Origin of the sequence: Paenibacillus sp. yr247 (genome assembly GCF_900103825.1) — a bacterium.
Lineage (GTDB): Bacteria > Bacillota > Bacilli > Paenibacillales > NBRC-103111 > Paenibacillus_E.
In genome coordinates, this window is record NZ_FNIF01000007.1 from 99308 (window position 1) to 118590 (window position 19283).

Here is a 19283-nt window from a genome sequence, read left to right on the forward strand (position 1 = left end):
CGCATAAGGTAGTTCCTGCGAAGATGTTCTCATCACAAGAAAATGGACAAAATCCTGTCTAAAATAAATCCAGCTGTCTCGGCGACAGTCCCTCGTAGTCCAAATCAAGCAGCCCCATTAATACCTTGGCATTTCCAGCAGCATGTCCTCCCGAGTTATTGTTGAACACCACACATACTTCTCGCGTCTGTTCCTGCAGTTGGAGCAGCCACTCCTTCCACTCCAGCAATTCTTGCTGATTGTAATGGTACAAGTACCTTACGTCGCGCCAATTCGCCTCATTATTTTGCACCCAGCCACCGACATTCCGTCCGTGAAAACGAACAATTGTCAAATCCGGGTGTGTCACCTGCAGCACCGTCGGCACAGAACCAATCCCCGCCTGCGGCTCGTCGCAAATGCTATGTATCCAACCCTCTCTCTCCATAAAAGAGAGCGTCTTTTCACGCATTTCCTCCGTGAACCAGCTTTGATGGCGGAATTCTAGCGCTATGGGGACATCTCCCATTCTCGCTTTAGCCTCACGGAGCACATCCACATTTGCCTTGTTGCAATCAAACCATGGCGGGTATTGAAACAGCACGGCTCTAAGCTTTCCCGCTTCTTGAACAGGTTGGATAGACTGCAGGAAAACCTCGTACATTTGCTCCACCCCACCGGCAAAAGGATTCTCACCTCGCAGGTGACCCGTCATTCCTTGGTAGGCCTTCATAATGAAACCAAAGCCTTCCGGCGTCTCTTGGTTCCATTTCATATAATTACGCTCTGGTTGGATCGCGTAAAAAGAAGCATCCAGCTCTACAATAGGAAAGTGTGCCCCGTACTCCCGCAGCTTCCCTTTGCTTCCTCCTAATTCATGGTCGCCCCAACCGGCTAGGCCGATGTTGATCATAGTACTCACCTCGCGCTACTCATTAATTACATTGTAGCTTGCTGCGGGCAATGGAAACAACTTGTCCTACAATGGAACATGAAACATTTTCATCCAAAACACAGTAAAACACGCCGACAGGATATAAGCGATGGACGGTTTGACGGAAAATAACTTGAGCATTGGAAACATGATGATATTGAAACCAATCGACCACGCTAATGACCAGCCGTATTGATAGTAAATGCGGCCGAATAGGTAGAAGATGTACTCGGCACTGCCATAAATGAGCACCCATTGGACATAGTGAAAGAAAACTTTCTTCCTACCTTGCGGATAATTGGTCAGAAACAATAGCGCAGTAGCTGGGAATATAATAAAAGTATAAACCATTTCTGTAAGGCCAGCATTTGATAAGATATCCGGAGTCAGCGTCCATAACATATGGTTGGCACAAAGAAAGTTATACAGTAAATTGCCTAAAGCAAAGTACATCATGGTCGGGTGGTATTTCTGCCAATTTCGCCAATCCCCCCATCGATATGCCGCCCAAATAACAAAAATAGCTAGAAATATGTGCATAGTAAGGCTTGTCTCCTAATCGTGTTGCATATATTATACAGATAATTTACAATATTATACATAAATCAGTGCGCTGTCGCCTACCGCTTGTCCAAGTGCCTCCACGCGGCATCAGGACGCTAGCGGGCAGGCCGCATACACCATAGCTGAGCTTATCGATGGGGTTGTCCGCGGTAGTTGGTCCGTCAACTTATTCAAGCCATATTCTGAGGCCGTTACACGGGACATTCACTATATACAAAAAAACAAACCCCGAGAACCCTCGAGGTTTGTTCCTGTCCATACCTATTTCTTTATCTGTTTCTATACTATTTCGCTGCTTTTTTCTCCCATTTCGCTTTCAATGCACTTTCAACTTCAGCAAATACCTGTTCAGTCGTTTTACCTTTCGTAGAGATACCCAATTTAGCTGCTCTTTTATTCACTGCTGCTGTTCTTTTTGCGTCTTTCCCAGCCTTCAAAGCTGTGCGAATCTCTTTAGCCGTTTTGCCATCCGTAGCAATTCCTGCTTTAGTCGCTTTTTCTTTCAATTTTGTCAAAGCTGCTGCTTGCATCTCTGTTCTCAGCTCTTTGTTCGTTTTACCATCCGTACTAACACCCAGCTTGGCTGCTTTTGCTTGCAACTTCACTTGTACAGCTGCTTTGATTTCAGCTTTCAGCTGCTCCGCTGTTTTACCATCTGTACTAATACCCAGTTTGGCCGCCGCTTTATTCAATTGCTCCGTGTGTTTGGCTGAAAGCGCAGCTTTGATCTCCGCTTTGATTTGTGCATTCGTTTTACCTGTCGTTGAGATACCAAGAGCTTGCGCTTTATCTTGCAGCAGCTGTTTAAGTGGATGAAAGGTACTCGCCGCCGGAGCCGGTGTATTCCCCTGAGCATTCTCGGCAAAAGCCGCAACCGGAACGGATAAAGCAATCGCACCTAATAACGCTAGTCCTGTTAATTTTTTCAACATAAGTATCCTCCTCGATTCGTTCATGGTTATGTTTACCTCACGATCCCTATATTACCGAATAATTATGTCATAAGTTTGTCATGAGACGAAACATTCGTAACCGGCAGATAAATTTTGAAGACCGTCCCCACATGGAGCTTGGATTCTACCCGAATCGAACCACCGTGTGCTTCAATAATATGTTTACAGATCGTCAAACCAAGACCTGCACCAGAGCGGTTGCGGCTTTCATCCGCTTTATAGAAACGATCGAATAGATGCGGCAGTTTCTCAGGCGCAATACCGGGACCGTTGTCCCATACTTCGATCCACCGCTCATTTTTGACCACTTTTACCCGAATACCCGCTTCTGAACACTCCGTAATATGGTTGATGGCATTGTCCAGCAAATTGATGAATACCTGCCTTAGCCGATCAGCATCCGCATAGACCACGTACGGTCCCTCTGCCTCCGAGCTCAGTTCAATCTGCTTAGCTTTGGCTTTCATCTTGAGTTGGGTGACTACGAGCCCTACGACGTCAGATACATCAAAGTTTTGGAAATCCAGCTTCACCTGCTTTTCCTCAAAAGACGAAAGCTCCATTAAGTCATCAACTAAACTGCTCAGCCGAAGTGTCTCCTGCAGAGAAACTTGAATGAATTCCTTTGCATCCTCCGGTTCAACGACGCCATCCGTTATCCCCTGCAGTGAGGCTCGAATCGTCGTCAGAGGTGTCCGGAGCTCATGGGAAATTTCAGAGAGGAATCGCTTACGACCTTCTTCAACCTTTTGCAGTTTACCCGCCATATGATTAAGAGAGCCCGATAGCGATGCGATCTCGTCCTTGCCTCTGACAGGCACCCTTCCGCTAAAATCACCTAAGGCCAACGCCTCCGCCGTCTTACTCATGAGTTGAATCGGCTTTACAAAATGCCTAGAAACAAAGTACAGAACAGCCATCGCGAGCAAAGCAACCGATATCGCCGATACAAAGATCGCTCGATTAATCCCGTTGATGGTCCCTTGAATATTCATAATCGGCGTATATAGGAAAATTCCGCCAACCACGTGATTCTCCTGAAGCACAGGACGCCCGACAATAAGCATCTCTACTGTACTGTTCTGTGCAAAATTGCTTCGCACTGTCACTTGATTGCCCGATAGCACCTTATCAACCCATTCCTTACGTGCTGGGGCCTCGCCAACCGACTGGATTTTATCCGGATTCGCTCTAGGATGCTTAATGACGGAAACACGAACATTTGAAGCTTTCTCCATAGCACTTATTTGCTTACGGAAATCCTTCAGTTGTGTCGAGCCATCAAATAGATCCTTTGCTAATTCATCGACTTGCTCCACCTTTTCCAACAAAAGCTTTTCACTGCGGTCATAAGTCTTCTGTTTCATTGAATAGCCAATCGTTCCTGAAATCGCAAGAATCGACACAACCGTTATTGACATATAGATAAATAATAGCTTTCGGTAAAAGGAGTTCAGCATGCATCAGGTCCCTCAAACTTATACCCGACACCCCAGACAGTACGGATGCTCCAATCCACTTTCCTTTCCGTCAAAGCGGATAGCTTTTGTCTCAATCGTTTAATATACAGATCTACGACACGGTCCTCGCCATCAAAATCCCAGCCCCAAATCTTAGCGATGAGGTCCTCACGGGTGAAAACTTGATTCGGATTTCGCACGAAAAACAGCAGCAGCTCGTACTCTTTCTTGGGCAAAGACACCAACTGTCCTTCTACGGTCACGTCGTGCGACAGGACATCTACGCGCAAGCTGCCGACTTCGTAAATATGGGAGGGTGCAGCTGCCTCTGTCCGAAGGAGCGTTCTGCGGAGAATCGTCGTCACACGAGCAACCAGTTCATTCGGGTCAAAAGGCTTCACCAAGTAATCGTCAGCGCCCATCTGCAAACCTTCGATCCGTTCATCCACATGACCTCTTGCGGTCAGCATAAGGATCGGCACATCGCTCTTCGCACGAATTTTCTGGCAAACTGACCAGCCATCGCGCTTTGGCATCATAATATCCAGCACAATGAAGTCCGGGTGCAGCTGTTCGAACTGCATGAGCGCCTGCTCACCGTCATTTGCGGTCACCACTGTATAGCCACTCTTCTCCAAATATAGCTTCGTAATCCGGCAAATATTAAGATCATCATCTACCACCAAAACGGTTTTCAAGCGGCACTCTCCTTAAAAAATAGTTACTTTCATATTACTGGAAAATTGTGAACAAAAAATTTATTTTTTTAAAAAAGCTGCCGAGATGCTGCTGAGAGAACGGTCGAGCCGTCCTTTTCGGACTCACAACAAAAAACCCTAGTTTTCACTAGGATTTCCTGACTGCTTTTTGTATAGATTCGGCGGTGATTCCAACCTATACCTCAAACGAACTTTTCAGCGAGACAATCAGGTTAAACACCAGTTGGTCGCTAGTTGTATGTTTGGGGTCTACATTGAAATAACCATGGCGGAAAAATTGGAATTTATCATGCGGCTTCGCTTGTTTCATATTGTCTTCCACGAAACCTTTCACGATTTGCAGCGAATTCGGGTTCAGGTTTTCTAAGAAAGAAGCACCCTCGTCCTCTTCGTCATCCAGAATTAACGGCTCATACAGACGGAACTCCGCAGGTACAGCGCTCTTCGCATCCACCCAGTGAATCGTTCCTTTGACTTTACGGCCGGTGAAGCCGCTGCCGCTCTTCGTCTCCACGTCATACGTGCAGTGAAGCTCAACAACTTTGCCATTCTCGTCCTTGATGAAGTCATTGCACTTGATGAAATAGGCGTTTTTCAGACGCACTTCGTTTCCAGGAAATAACCGGAAATATTTATTCGGTGGATTTTCCATGAAATCGTCTTGCTCGATATAAATCTCACGTGAGAATGGAATTTGGCGAATGCCCATTTCCGCATTCTCGGAGTTGTTCTCCATATCCAGCATCTCGACTTGATTCTCAGGGTAGTTGGTAATCACCACTTTGAGCGGATTGAGAACACCCATCGTGCGCAGCGCCTTCAATTTCAAATCCTCGCGGATAAAATGATCCAGCATCTTCGCATCTACTATGCTGTTGCTGCGTGCAACGCCGATTTCACGAGCGAAATTGCGAATCGCTTCCGCTGTAAAGCCTCTACGGCGCAGCCCAGAGATGGTCGGCATCCGCGGATCGTCCCAACCGTCTACCGCTTTCTCGTCGACGAGCTGTTTCAGTTTTCTTTTGCTCATTACTGTATTCGTTAGGTTTAGGCGTGCAAATTCATACTGTCTAGGCACATTCGGCATCTCACACTCGCGGATCACCCAATCATAGAATGGGCGTTGATCTTCGAACTCGAGCGTACAGATGGAATGCGTGACGCCTTCAATCGCATCCTCAAGCGGATGAGCGAAAGCATACATCGGGTAAATGCACCATGTATCGCCGGTATTGTGGTGGTGCGCGTGAACTACACGGTACAGAATCGGATCGCGGAAGTTGATATTCGGCGAAGACATATCGATCTTGGCGCGGAGTACGCGTTCACCGTCTTTGAATTCCCCTGCGCGCATGCGCTCGAACAAGCTTAGATTCTCATCCACACTGCGGTCGCGGTATGGGCTATTTGTGCCGGGCTGTGTTAATGTACCACGGGTTTCACGAATTTCATCCGCCGTTTGGTCATCCACATATGCCAAGCCTTTGCGAATCAAGACCAGAGCGCGGTTGTACATTTCCTCGAAATAATCCGATGCAAAGAACAAGCCATCCCACTGGAATCCTAACCAAGCCACGTCTGCTTTAATGGATTCCACATACTCTGTATCTTCCTTAACGGGATTCGTATCATCGAAGCGAAGGTTCGTTAATCCTTTGAACTCATCCGCCAACTCGAAATTAAGACAAATCGACTTCGCATGACCTATATGAAGGTATCCGTTCGGCTCGGGGGGAAATCGGGTAACGACCTGGCTGACTTTGCCTGTTTTCAAATCTTCGATTACAATGTTCTTAATGAAATTAGATGGAGTGCTTGTTGGGCTCTTCGTTTCCATATGCTGCCAGCCTTTCTCCCACTGGTTAAAGTTTTATTTTCTATCATACACTAATTGTTACTAAAATATAAAGGAGCCTGTGAGTGAGATGGAGACATTCGAACATTATTTAGATAAATATGCAGAACTTGCGATACGCGTAGGACTAAATGTACAAAAGGATCAAACGGTTGTCATCATGACGCCGATTGCCTGTGCTGACTTCGTACGTAAGCTAACGAAAAAAGCTTATGAAGCAGGTGCCAAGGATGTTGTAATCGACTGGGACGACGATGAAGTGAAGGCACTGCGCTTAAAGCATGCACCGGAGTCCACGCTCCGCGAGTACCCGTTGTGGCGAGCCAACGGCATGGAAGAGATGGCCAGGGATGGCGCGGCCTTCCTACAAATTTACGCGCCTAACTCTGATTTACTCAAAGATGTAGACCCTGAACGTGTCGCCATCTCCAGCAAAACGACAGCTGCCGCGCGTGAAGGGTTCCTAAAATATTTGCGCAGCAATCAGGTGAACTGGCTGATGGTCTCCTTCCCGACGGCCGAATGGTCCGCTAAGGTATTCCCGAATTTGAATGAAGCTGAGCGCGTTGATAAGCTGTGGGAACAGATTTTCAAACTAACACGCGTGGATAAAGAAGATCCGGTCGAAGCTTGGAACCAACATGTCGCTTTGTTGACCGATAAACAAAATTTACTGAACAACAAAAAGTACAAGCAGCTGCATTTCAAAGCTCCGGGTACTGATCTTTACATAGAGCTGGCACCTAAGCATCAATGGGTTGCCGCTGGGAGCGAATCAGAGCGAGGCATTTTCTTCATACCAAACATCCCAACCGAAGAAGTGTTCACAATGCCTTCCAAAACGGGTACAAACGGAACCGTTCGCAGCACCTTGCCGCTAAGCTATCAAGGTTCCCTGATCGAAGGCTTCACGCTGAAATTCGATAATGGACAAGTCGTCGAAGCGACCGCTGAGGTGGGTCAAGAAGTGCTGAACAAAATGCTGGATATGGATGAGGGCGCTCGTTACTTGGGTGAAGTGGCACTCGTGCCTTATGATTCGCCCATTTCACAGTCAGGACTCATCTACTACAACACTTTATTCGACGAAAATGCTTCCTGTCACATAGCACTCGGCAATTCCTATCCATTCACGATTGAGGGTGGAACAACGATGAATCCCGAGGAGCTAGCCCGAAATGGCTATAATAAAAGCTTAATCCACGTTGACTTCATGATTGGCTCTGCCGACATGGCGATCGATGGCCTATTTGAGGATGGAACCCGTGAGCCTTTGTTCCGCGAAGGCAACTGGGTATAAGAACGGCAAGCTGCTTCTAAAATGAAAACCGCCACGACATGGAGCAGTGTACTCCGTGACATGGCGGTCTTTTTTTAATGAGAGTGGCTAGGATGCAGCGTTTTGACGATAGAAGAATGTTTTAATATCCATTTGCCTTTTTGCCATTTCCATACGGAGGTGGCGTATCCGAGCGTATCCGCATTCGAAATGCCGCTAATTCGCTGAGCACCCATCAGCTCACAGATCCCATCCCGGTCCTCATCAATCGGCTTCAAGAGACCGTAATCATTGACATTCACAATGATGGGTTTTGCAACTTTACCATTTTTGTACACACCAAATTTCTCATAATCATCCTTCCGATCTTTGATATCAACTTTGAAGGATTTTCCTGTCTCTTCGATTTTCATCTTTACCACATAATTCTTCTTAAAGGTAGCTTTGACGTGAAGCGGAGCAGGCAGAGGTATCGCAGTCGGAACATTATTTTTCAGCGAGTAAATATAGTAGTTAGATAGTCCCCCGCTGCCTCCTGTTTCGGCGGATACATAAATTTGAGGCAGTTTGTCACTGATGAAATCGCAGAACTGCATTTGAGGGTTATACCCACCTTGCAGCGGGATTACAACTTGCGTCTGCGCTGGACCCGAAACTACGATAAACAATTTGTCATAGTACGGACTATTATTATCCATCTTCATGCCGACTAGCGACACAGTATCAGGTTTACGATCGCCTGTGACATCAATTTCTCGAGTTTGTATAAGTTGATTTTGCTGTGCTGCCGGCTGTTGTGCCGGTGGCGGCATTTCTTCATTATTTGCAGCTCTGGTTAGGCCTGGTCCCGATAAGGAAAGGCAGCCCAAAAACAGACTGATCGCCGCTGTGTGCAGGGCTATTTTGGCGCTTTTTTTAAACAAGTTAATCAGACTCCCTTTTCTTATATTTGAATTCGGCTTATTATTTCAAATTCTTCCATGATGTATGCGGAGATCTTATTTCACTAAAATTTTCCTATGCTTATAAAAAAACGACCTTTCATCCAGTTTTGGTTGGATTGGAAGGTCGCTTTTACTTATAAAATAGGAGGTCGACGATAGTGAGTTGCCTGCTCAAAAGCGTACGCCAACTTAATTAACGTTGGTTCACTGAATGCTCCTGCGGCGAACATGACTCCCATAGGGCCATGAGCTGTAAACCCAGCCGGAACAATAAGCAGCGGATAGCCGGCTCTCGCTGCAATGTCATATCCTTCATCGCCCGGGAAGAAAAGTGCATCCAGTTGATGCTCCAAGAGCACATGGTCGATGCCCTGAGTACGGGTAAGCTCACGGTATTTGCGGAGACTTTCGAGGTAGCTTTCTTCGGTCAGCGTACCGCTCGTCTCCTCCGACCAAACCAAGGTATCCTGTCCATAGACTAGCGCCTTTTCTGAGTGCTCAAGATTGAACGCGATGACCTCCTGTAAAGCATGCACAGGCGCGGATGAATCCAGCTTCGCTAGGTAATCGTTCAGATCTTTTTTGAACTCGTAGCGCAGCACATCGAAGTTCCATTCCGCTTGCTCACAGGGCAGCGAAACAGGATCGATAACAATCGCGCCCTGCTGTCGGAGGACGTTTATAGCATTTTCCGCAATAATGCGTGCCTCGTCATTCAAGTCCTTGTAGAACCAACGAGGGATGCCGATTCTCGCACCTTGGAGTCCTTTCGCATCGAGAAATGGCGTGTAGTCCCGGTGGTATTGCCCTTCACTAACTAAGCTCAGTGGATCACGTTTATCAACGCCTGTCAGAATACCCAGCAGCACTGCTGCATCGGTTACTGTCCGTGTCATCGGCCCCGGTGTATCCTGGCTGTGGGAGATCGGAATGATGCCCGAACGGCTGAGTAATCCCACTGTCGGCTTCAAGCCAACTAAGCTGTTATGATGTGCCGGGTTAACAATGGAACCGGACGTTTCCGTACCTATAGCGGCAGCTGCGAAACTGGCTGCAACTGCTGCACCGGACCCTGAGCTGGATCCGCCAACTTCAAACTTGCCAGGCCCGTAAGGATTCAAGACCTGTCCACCTCTAGAGCTATACCCCGAAGGCATCGAAAAGGCCATGAAGTTAGCCCATTCCGTCATATTCACTTTCCCAATCAGCACCGCCCCAGCCTCCCGCAGCTTGGCAGCTATGAAAGCATCCTCAGCGGCAACAGACTGCGCTAGAGCTAGAGATCCCGCACTCGTATGCATGCGGTCGCCCGTATCAATGTTATCTTTAAGGAGGATTGGAATTCCATGCAGTGGCCCGCGACTTCCACGCTCTCGACGCTCCTCATCGAGCTGCTGCGCAATTTCTAACACGTCTGGGTTGATTTCAAGTACCGCATTGATACGGCTGTTATGAGTCTCTATGCGTTTCACATACAGGGTAACTAGCTCGACTGCGCTGATTTCACTCATTTCCATAGCCCTTTGTAGGGTGCTAATATCGGCTTCCACAATCCACTCATCTGGCTTGATTGTCAAAGTTTGATCGCCTCCATTCATTATCCCTATCTAATTCCCTTTTTCTCTCGTTTTCCCTTTACTTGTTTGGTGATTTTACCTGTATAATCATTTTCCCCAGAGAGGAATTCCTCCTCCTAAATCGAATGTTTCTAGAATGAAAATGAATCGATGAGGTGCTTTTTTTTGAAAATTGATCGTCTGCTTGCCATTACCATGCTGCTGCTAAACCGCAAAAGAATTAGCGCAAAGGAGCTGTCGGAACGCTTTGAAGTGTCTTTGAGAACGGTTTATCGTGACGTTGAGGCCATTAACCAGGCTGGCATACCTGTCGTTTCTTATGCAGGGATGAGCGGTGGCTATGAGATTATGGACCAATATCGGCTGGATCGCCAATTTCTATCACTGGAAGAGCTTCAATCGATTATTGTTGGCCTAAAAGGGATACGTTCCACTGTCGGCGATCAGGAAATCGGCAATTTACTTGATAAAGTCGGAGCGCTTGTCGCCAAATCTGAGCAAAACACCATCGCCAATTTGAACGATCAACTCATCATTGATATGAATCCATGGCGCGGAGGTAATGAGGACAAAGAAAAGCTGAATACCCTTCGCAACGCGATTCGGGAATCGAAACAAATTTCCTTTCAATATATTTCTTCACAAAGTGAGCAATCCGTACGAACAGCGGAACCTTTGAGCATCGTAGCCAAGGGCTTTGGCTGGTATCTGTACGGCTACTGCCTGCTTCGTGAGGATTTTCGCATCTTTCGATTGTCCCGCATGAAAGAAATAGATGTGCTTTCCCAAACGTTCGAACGCAAAACAGAATCCATAGAGAAGCTCGGTCACGGTTGGGGCAAAAGAGACCCCTCCTCCCTTATCCAACTCGTACTGCATGCGCAGCCTAACGTTCAGGCTCAGGTGGAGGATTACTTCCAATCCAAGCAGATCGCCTTTCAGGCCGATGGCTCCATGATAATTACCGCCACGCAACCGGACGAACCGTGGCTTCATGGCATGCTGCTCAGCTTTGGTCCCAGCCTGCGTATTCTTGAGCCAGCCCATCTTGCAGCCATTATCAAAGAAAAAGCCAAAAAAATTGTTCAGCTCTACGCAAGTGAACACTGACATCATGTTGTCAGCTATGCTTCTTTATAATGAGGATATAAGTAGGCTAAACCCATACATGCATGTTTATGGATGCCAGCTTTAATACGATAAGGTCAAGCTTATGCTTACGACGCCAGTTTTTCTGGCGAAAAACTCTAGGGAGGAATTACTTATGTTTACGACCATTCAAGCTTTTGTTGATGAATGGAAAAAGGAGTCAACAGCTACGCAGCGTGTACTCGATACACTTACGGATGCTTCACTCAACCAAAGAATAGCACCGGACTTCCGCTCGCTCGGGCAGCTCGGCTGGCACATCGCAACGACCGTTCACGAAATGCTTTCTCGAACAGGCCTTGAGTTTGCAGCACCAGAGGGCGAGGAGCATGCGCCTTCTTCGGCGAAGACGATCGCTGACACTTATCGTACCTCAGCTGCTGGACTGACTAGCGCTATCCAGTCCCAGTGGACGGATGCCAAGCTTGCTGAAAGCAGTGACATGTATGGGGAGCAGTGGCTCAATGCCACAACGCTGCGCATCTTCATTTCGCATGAGATTCACCATCGGGGGGAAATGATCGTCTTGATGCGTCAAGCCGGATTGCGTGTTCCGGATATCTACGGTCCGACTCGCGAGGACTGGTTGGAACGCGGTATGGTGCCTTTGGTATAAGGAATTGTAGAGAAAAAGAGCACAGAAATGTGCTCTTTTTCTTTTTATTTTCGGGAGATATGGCTCTTTCGGAATGCCCCGCATTACGGTTGCTTCTTGCGTTGCACTGCATTGCATACAACAGAATGGGCTCATAAGCTGCGCTGTAAGCATTCTATTGCATTTCATACAATGGATCTGCCCTACAGACCAGTTTAGAAGTTAAAATCGTGGATTCTACTGTATAAATTACAATGGAAACTCCTTCAGCTTCCATTTCGGCGTCATCCATTGTACGAAGTGCAACGGATTAATGGACGTCCATGAGCACATTCTGCCGTAGCTTAAAGTGCCAGCAGGTATTCATATTCGCTATCAAGTAATAGACAATGCAAGCCTTGCGTCCATCCTTAAGCTATAATGGAATTAAAACCCAAGGAGTGGTCACATGCAGAGTCAAACCGTTATCGTAACCGGCGCTAATTCCGGAATGGGATTGGCCACAACCGTGGAACTAGCCCGTAAAGGCGCCCATGTCATCATGCTGTGCCGCAGCCAACAAAGAGGCGAGCAAGCGCTCTCCGAAGCGCGCCAACAGAGCGGCTCCGATCGTATCGAGCTTATGCTTTGCGACTTGGGGTCACTGGCGAGCATTCGCGCGTTCGGAACAACGTTCCTAGCCAAGCACAATGTGCTCGACGTGCTTGTGAATAACGCTGGCGTCTTCACCGTGAAGCGGCAAACCACAGCCGACGGCTTTGAGGCCATGACTGGCGTCAATCATCTCGGCCACTTCCTGCTGACGAACCTGCTGTTGGAAGCTATCGTCCGCGCTCCACAAGGGCGGATCGTGAATGTCTCCTCCGGCGCCCACAAAATCGGTCGCTTCGACTTCGACAACCCCTACCTGACCCAAGGGTTCAGTATGTGGAAAGGCTATGCTCAGTCGAAGATTGCGAACATTTGGTTCACGCGTGAGCTGGCCAAGCGACTAGCTGGCACAACAGCCACGGCCAACGCGCTGCATCCAGGAGCGGTCGGCACGAGCATCGGTGTCGATCGGGACACCGGTTTCGGCAAAGCCATGCACCGAGTGCTGCGGCCCTTCTTCCTAACGCCGGCGCAAGGCGCGGAGACCGCCATTTATTTGGCATCCAGTCCGGATGTAAGTACGGTTAGCGGAGAATATTTTTACAGGAAGAAGGAAGCCCCAATCTCTGATAGAGCCAAGGATGAAGATATTGCAAGCCAATTCTGGGCTTGGAGTGAACGTGAAGTTGGGTTACGCGCGCACCGTGATAACTAAAACTTTTATAAATAACAGAAAGTAAATAAGGGAAGGTTATACGGGGTTCTTTATTCTGATTACGGGAGTGTGACGTTGAATGGACTTCTTTCATAGTCAGGAATCCCTTACCATTCTCCAATGGGGGATGAGAGCGGCCTTAGGCTACCTTTTTCTGCTGATCGCAGCTAAATTGCTCGGACAACGCTCCATTTCCCAGCTAAGGTTTCTTGATTTCATCATCGCTCTTATTCTGGGTAACATTATCGCCCATCCGCTTTCGGATGAGCATTTAGCCTTGACCGGCTCTATGGTCACAACGATCGTCATCGTGTTCCTTTATCTCATAACCTCTTGGCTAAGTCTCAAATGGACATTTCTTAAGCACTTCTTAGACCCGCCACCTCTTAAATTAATTAAAAATGGGCTGATTCAAATGAGAAGTTTGCGTAAAGCCAAAATTTCTGTTGACCACCTATTCTCTGAGCTGCGCAAACAGCGAATTGAGGATATCAACAAAGTCGCTCTTGCGCTATGGGAGCCCGGTGGCACGATTTCCGTGTTCCTTGAGCCTCAGCACCAGACCGTGACAGCTAAAGATATGTACATACCCACTTCGTCCTTCTCTCTAGTGAGACCGATTATTGTTCAAGGTAACGCTGATGACAAAATACTCGCTCAGCAGGGGAAAGACCCCGCATGGCTAGAAGCCCAGATACACGCTGCACATGTGGATATGGAAGATGTGGCGCTTGCTACTATCGATGATCAAGATCAGGTACGTGTTTATACCGATTTGGACGTTAACGAAAAAGACGAACAAACGCTTTCTTGAGCGTATGTTCGTCTTTTTCGTTTAGATGAGAAAGCGTTGAATCTACTCCCGCAGTTCGTCTGCGGCTTAGGATATGCTTCTTTTTTGGGGAAATATTTACTAACATCAGTATAAATGATTATGGATCCGAACTGGATGCGATGCAAGCTCAAGTGAACAAGCTTCAACAACTCATCCAAGAATTCGTGCATATACAGAACAATCCGAACAAAATGAACGCACAAAAACAGCGCTCAGATATGGAGCGCGGCGGGGTCTATTACTCGGGACAATACCAGAATGAGCTTTCCCATTATCGATGGGAGCCCCAGGAGAGAGCTGTAGGTCAGCTTTTAGACTTGGATGGTGATAGAACAGCCAAAATTCTTGCCGCCCTGGGTCATAAACAGCGTCTAGATATTTTGCGATCTGTCTTACAGGAGCCGCATACCGGTCCAGAGCTCGTTGGACGTTTGAACATGGGAACAACGGGACAGCTTTATCATCACATGAAAGCATTGGCCGGAGCCGATCTGCTCGTTCAGGAAGAAAGAGGCGAAAAATACACGATTCCAGGCCATCGTGCGCTGCCATTACTTTTACTGCTAGCTGCTACCGCAGATTTAATAGATACCAGTGACTACATGGATATGTCCGAGGTAAGAAATGACGCGCGTTCCTACTTAGGTGCTGCCGATGAACATTACGATCCCCATTTGCTGCTGTGGGCCGTCGTCGAGAATAGCATTTTGGAGCATCTGCATGCCCATCGTCAATGCGCTGTCCCTCAAGCTTTCTGTCGAGATTCGAAGAGAGGGCAGAGTCTTTCAACAACATTACAAGCATGGCATCCCGCAAAGCGAGTTACAAACGGTCGGTATAACCAAAGAAACCGGAACCAGTGTGACGTTCTTACCGGATCGGGAAATTTTCAACAAAGCATTTGATCTAAGCGTATTAGAGAAGCAAGCTGCCGAAATTTCAGCTTTGTATCCGAACCTGCACCTTCACGTGTTAAGTGATTAACTCATTCGTTAGCCATCCACCCGTTCATTTACATGAAGCGTTTCTCAATTCTTTTGCTAATCACTATGGAAATAGCTACGAAAAAAACAACATATAGAATCCGGTACGGATTCTCAATAAACCCCTTGAGGTCGTGGCCGATAAAGCTAACTGACAGTACCATGGCCGCTTTACCAGCGGCAACTGCAACCAGAAACGAGCGAAATCTCATCCCTACCAACCCAGCAGCCATATTAATGACAACGAACGGACCTACTGGAAAGAGGCTGAGTAAAAACACATAGTTAAAAGCTTGACGGCGTGCCCAGACAAGACTCTTCTGCACCTTGGGCTTCTGTGACCAGCGCTCTAAATAGGGATGACCGGCCACTTTTTTCACAATGAGAAAAGTCACTAAGCATCCGCATACAATCCCGATCCATGAGTAAAGAAAACCGAGCCACAGCCCATATACAGCAGCATTTACGCTGATAATGACAAGCGTTGGAAGCGGCGGAACGAACGATTTCATAAAAGGTAGAAGAAGACCGGGTAAAGGGCCTAGTGAACGGTACTTGTCCAAGAACATCACCAAATTTTCTTCGGTGAGGTAAGACAAAAGTTCTGTAATTCCCATACGTGCGCACACCTACTCCGCTAGCAATTGTTAGAGGCGGAAAATAGCGCCATCTATAGGCATGATAGCATACTTTTCAGGGTTGGAGCACACAACTCGTATTGTGAAAAAGCCTCCTAAACCACTTTGGACGTGGTGGAGGCTAAATCAAGCAAAAACTACAGCGGGTTCACCGCTTCATGGAGCAGCTGCTCCAGCTCAGCGGTGTAGGCTGCGGTTTGCGCTTCGTCCCAGCCGAAGCGCTCAGCCATGAAGGCGATCGCCGGCGCCTTCCACTGCTTTGCCCACGCGATGTCGAAGAAGAGGGCACCCGTGCGGCGGATGAAGAAATCCGCCGGCTTCACGACCATCTCGCGCTCGAACGCGTACACGAGCGCAGCGAGCACGGCAGCGGGCATGCCCCGCTGCGCCGCTTCAGCCCGGTGCTGCTCCAGCAGCTCGAATACGGCGTCCACGTTGGAGCCGTATCTACGAGCGAGCAGCGCAGCCTCTGCCTCGGTCAGCCCCAGCCGCAGGCCTTGGCTGACCTTGCCCTGCAAGAACGGCGCCAGCTTCGCGGAGCCGCCCACATCGCCGCCGGATATCGGCAGCGACCGGGTGCGGCTCGGCGGCAGCGCCGCCGAGACCTTGCCCTCCGCCAGCAGCATGGCGGCGATCTTATCCACGACCGATTCCGCCATCTTGCGATAGCCGGTCAGCTTGCCCCCGGCCATCGAAATGAGGCCGGAGTCCGACACGAAGATTTCGTCGCGCCGCGAAATCTCAGAAGGATCTTTGCCCTCTTGATGGATCAGAGGGCGCAGCCCGGTCCAGCTCGATTCGACGTCAGCCTCCGTCAACCCGAGGGACGGAAACATCTCGTTCGCGGCGCGCAGCACATAGGCGCGATCCGCTTCTGTAATACGGGGATTCGCGATATCCCCTTTGTAATTCGTGTCCGTTGTCCCGATGTAGGTTTTACCGTCCCGAGGGATGGCAAACAACATCCGCCCATCCGGCGTATCAAAATAAATCGCCTGCCGCAGCGGAAACTTGCCCTGATCAAACACCAGATGCACCCCTTTGGTCAGGTGCAGCGTCTTGCCGTGCTTCGAGCGGTCCATCTCGCGCAGCGTATCGACCCAAGGCCCTGCCGCATTAACAATCTTACTCGCGTAGAGCGAATAAGAAGTCTCTTCGCCAGCAATCTGATCGGTAATCCGCACACCAACCAGCTTGCCATTCTCCATCAGCAGCTCTTCAACCTTAGCGTAATTCACCGCCAAAACACCCAGCTCAACGGCCTTTTTCATAACCTCAATGGTTAAACGCGCATCATCCGTGCGGTATTCCACATAATAACCGCCGCCTTTAAGATCCTTTTTCTTTAGCAGCGGCTCCTGGGCGAGGGTTTCCTCTGGACGAAACATCTTGCGGCGCTCCGATTTTTTGACACCTGCCAAGAAATCATAAACCCTCAGACCCAGCGAGGTGGATAGCTTCCCGAACGTGCCCCCTTTATAGAAAGGCAGCAGCATCCACTCCGGCGTCGTCACATGCGGCCCATTTTCATACACAATCGCACGCTCTTTACCGACCTCAGCAACGACCTTCACATCCAGCTGCTTCAGATAGCGCAGCCCTCCATGAACCAGTTTTGTCGAACGGCTCGACGTCCCCGCAGCGAAATCCTGCATATCAATCAGCGCCGTACGGAGTCCTCTGCTTTGTGCATCCAAAGCAATGCCTGCTCCCGTAATTCCCCCGCCAATCACGATTAAATCAAACGTTTGTTTCGACATGGCTAGCAGCATTTCCGTTCTTTTCAGCCCACTAAACCCCTGTATTTGCCCAGTTTCATTGGTATGTTTTTGCTCCACTGTCATCCCTAATCTCTCCTCGCGTAAATAAAAAAATAAAAACCACAACATACCTAACACGTTTACACGTATAGGCCGCTGTGGCTTCTCCTAGTCTCCAACCAAATATTAACTTGTTATCAGTATATCATTGCATACGCTTATTTAAAAGCCATTGCGGCATTTACTGCTTTTTTCCAGCCGCCATATAACTTCGCTTGCAGCTCAGCTTCCATTGCCTGTTCAAAAGCCTCATCCACCTGCCACTGCGCCGCAATTTCTGCTTGATCCTTCCAAAAACCAACAGCCAGACCCGCCAAGTAGGCCGCGCCAAGTGCCGTTGTCTCACTAATTACCGGACGCTCTACCGTTACGCCCAGCATGTCACTTTGGAACTGCATGAGGAAATTGTTCATCACAGCACCCCCATCGACCCGAAGCTTCGTAAGCTGAATGCCGGAATCGTCCTCCATCGCTTGAAGCACATCCTTGGTCTGATAAGCAAGTGATTCGAGCGTTGCCCGAATGAAATGCTCCTTCGACGTGCCCCGCGTCAGCCCGAATATCGCGCCGCGAACATCGCTGTCCCAATAAGGAGTACCCAGCCCGACAAAGGCCGGGACCACGTACACACCGTCCGTCGAAGTAACACGTTTCGCGTAATCTTCACTGTCTTTAGCAGATTTAATCATCCTCAGCCCATCACGCAGCCACTGAATGGCTGATCCTGCCACAAATATACTGCCTTCGAGCGCGTACTCCACTTTTCCGTTCAATCCCCAAGCAATGGTAGTTAACAATCCGCTGCGCGATGGAATGATGTGATTGCCCGTATTCATCAACATGAAACAGCCTGTGCCATACGTGTTTTTGGCCATCCCCTTTTCAAAACAGGCTTGCCCGAACAAAGCTGCCTGCTGATCCCCCGCCGCACCCGCAATTGGGATTGCGGAACCAAAAAAGAGGCTTTCCTGCGTATAGCCATACACCTCAGACGAGGAGCGAACTTCCGGCAGCATAGTAGCTGGAATGTCCAAATACCCTAGCAGATCTTCATCCCACTTCAGCTCGTGGATGTTATAAATGAGCGTACGCGAGGCGTTCGAATAGTCCGTCACATGCGCCTTGCCGCCTGTCAGCTTCCAGATCAGCCACGTATCCATCGTCCCAAAAAGCAAATCTCCACGCTCCGCCTTCACTCTGGCACCTTCCACGTGATCGAGAATCCATTTGATTTTGGTTCCTGAGAAATAAGCGTCAATCAGCAGCCCTGTACGCTCCCGAAACAGGTCGCTAAGCCCCTGCCCCTTCAACGCCTCACAAATCTCAGCTGTCTGCCGTGACTGCCAAACAACCGCATGATACACGGGCATCCCCGTGTTCCGATCCCATACAACTGCTGTTTCCCGTTGGTTTGTGATGCCAATTCCCGCGATCTCCACAGGCTGTACCCCAGATTCCGATAAAACCGTTGCCATGACACCCTGAATTGACAGCCAAATTTCATTCGCATCATGCTCCACCCAGCCCGGCTTCGGAAAATACTGTTTAAACTCCTGCTGGGCTATATGCACAATACTCCCTTTTTGATTAAATAAAATAGCTCTCGAGCTTGTTGTTCCCTGATCGAGGGAAAGGATATAAGAAGGTTTTGTCCCCGTAGTTGCCATTGCTATGCCTCCAAATGTTCAGGATC

The 19283-nt window shown here is 48.6% G+C and carries 17 protein-coding genes; 6 read left to right on the forward strand and 11 right to left on the reverse strand.

Features of this window, described 5'->3' with window-relative positions; genetic code table 11:
* Positions 1-58: 58 nt before the first annotated feature.
* The 6 genes from BLT91_RS15115 to BLT91_RS15140 all read right to left on the reverse strand — a co-directional run bounded on the left by BLT91_RS15115 (position 59) and on the right by BLT91_RS15140 (position 6446).
* Positions 59-892: a DUF72 domain-containing protein gene (locus BLT91_RS15115; protein ID WP_090822296.1), complete on the reverse strand. Its 834-nt coding sequence runs from the start codon at positions 890-892 to the stop codon at positions 59-61.
* A 66-nt stretch (positions 893-958) separates the two neighbouring features.
* Complete coding sequence (locus tag BLT91_RS15120; protein ID WP_090822298.1) at positions 959-1453, reverse strand: CBO0543 family protein; 495 nt, start codon at positions 1451-1453, stop codon at positions 959-961.
* Positions 1454-1761: 308 nt separating this feature from the next.
* Positions 1762-2409, reverse strand: coding sequence for a hypothetical protein (locus tag BLT91_RS15125; RefSeq protein WP_090822300.1), 648 nt, complete (start codon positions 2407-2409; stop codon positions 1762-1764).
* A gap of 62 nt (positions 2410-2471) precedes the next feature.
* On the reverse strand, positions 2472-3851 hold the full coding sequence (locus BLT91_RS15130; protein WP_217635229.1) for a sensor histidine kinase: 1380 nt from the start codon (positions 3849-3851) through the stop codon (positions 2472-2474).
* Between the two features lie 32 nt (positions 3852-3883).
* On the reverse strand, positions 3884-4588 hold the full coding sequence (locus BLT91_RS15135; RefSeq protein WP_090822304.1) for a response regulator transcription factor: 705 nt from the start codon (positions 4586-4588) through the stop codon (positions 3884-3886).
* 196 nt (positions 4589-4784) lie between these two features.
* Positions 4785-6446: a glutamine--tRNA ligase/YqeY domain fusion protein gene (locus tag BLT91_RS15140; RefSeq protein ID WP_090822306.1), complete on the reverse strand. Its 1662-nt coding sequence runs from the start codon at positions 6444-6446 to the stop codon at positions 4785-4787.
* A gap of 88 nt (positions 6447-6534) precedes the next feature.
* Between BLT91_RS15140 and BLT91_RS15145 the strand changes: the two genes are divergently transcribed.
* A complete protein-coding gene (locus BLT91_RS15145) occupies positions 6535-7764 on the forward strand; it encodes an aminopeptidase (RefSeq protein WP_090822308.1) in 1230 nt (409 codons plus the stop codon).
* 74 nt (positions 7765-7838) lie between these two features.
* On the opposite strand, the gene BLT91_RS15150 is transcribed toward BLT91_RS15145, so the two are convergent.
* Together BLT91_RS15150 and BLT91_RS15155 are read right to left on the reverse strand one after the other, a co-directional pair.
* Positions 7839-8666 carry a hypothetical protein gene (locus BLT91_RS15150; protein ID WP_090822309.1) on the reverse strand — a complete coding sequence of 276 codons (828 nt, stop codon included), beginning with the start codon at positions 8664-8666 and terminating at the stop codon, positions 7839-7841.
* A gap of 155 nt (positions 8667-8821) precedes the next feature.
* A complete protein-coding gene (locus tag BLT91_RS15155) occupies positions 8822-10264 on the reverse strand; it encodes an amidase family protein (RefSeq protein ID WP_254776961.1) in 1443 nt (480 codons plus the stop codon).
* A gap of 165 nt (positions 10265-10429) precedes the next feature.
* Between BLT91_RS15155 and BLT91_RS15160 the strand changes: the two genes are divergently transcribed.
* The 5 genes from BLT91_RS15160 to BLT91_RS15180 all read left to right on the forward strand — a co-directional run bounded on the left by BLT91_RS15160 (position 10430) and on the right by BLT91_RS15180 (position 15054).
* Positions 10430-11374, forward strand: a complete 945-nt coding sequence (locus BLT91_RS15160; protein WP_254776962.1) for a helix-turn-helix transcriptional regulator — start codon at positions 10430-10432, stop codon at positions 11372-11374.
* 154 nt (positions 11375-11528) lie between these two features.
* The gene (locus tag BLT91_RS15165) at positions 11529-12029 is read left to right on the forward strand and encodes a DinB family protein (protein WP_090822314.1); all 501 of its coding nucleotides are present in this window, start codon (positions 11529-11531) and stop codon (positions 12027-12029) included.
* A 427-nt stretch (positions 12030-12456) separates the two neighbouring features.
* Positions 12457-13314, forward strand: coding sequence for an SDR family oxidoreductase (locus BLT91_RS15170; protein WP_090822316.1), 858 nt, complete (start codon positions 12457-12459; stop codon positions 13312-13314).
* Positions 13315-13393: 79 nt separating this feature from the next.
* Entirely contained in the window at positions 13394-14128 is a 735-nt protein-coding gene (locus BLT91_RS15175) for a DUF421 domain-containing protein (protein ID WP_090822318.1), read from the forward strand.
* Between the two features lie 140 nt (positions 14129-14268).
* Positions 14269-15054 carry an ArsR/SmtB family transcription factor gene (locus BLT91_RS15180; RefSeq protein WP_368086807.1) on the forward strand — a complete coding sequence of 262 codons (786 nt, stop codon included), beginning with the start codon at positions 14269-14271 and terminating at the stop codon, positions 15052-15054.
* Positions 15055-15161: 107 nt separating this feature from the next.
* Here BLT91_RS15180 and BLT91_RS15185 read toward each other — a convergent pair whose 3' ends face one another.
* The 3 genes from BLT91_RS15185 to glpK form a co-directional block, all read right to left on the reverse strand.
* Positions 15162-15749, reverse strand: coding sequence for a TVP38/TMEM64 family protein (locus BLT91_RS15185; RefSeq protein ID WP_090822320.1), 588 nt, complete (start codon positions 15747-15749; stop codon positions 15162-15164).
* 158 nt (positions 15750-15907) lie between these two features.
* A complete protein-coding gene (locus tag BLT91_RS15190) occupies positions 15908-17542 on the reverse strand; it encodes a glycerol-3-phosphate dehydrogenase/oxidase (RefSeq protein WP_302847499.1) in 1635 nt (544 codons plus the stop codon).
* 206 nt (positions 17543-17748) lie between these two features.
* A complete protein-coding gene (gene glpK, locus BLT91_RS15195; RefSeq protein ID WP_090822324.1) occupies positions 17749-19257 on the reverse strand; it encodes a glycerol kinase GlpK in 1509 nt (502 codons plus the stop codon).
* Between the last annotated feature and the right edge of the window lie 26 nt (positions 19258-19283).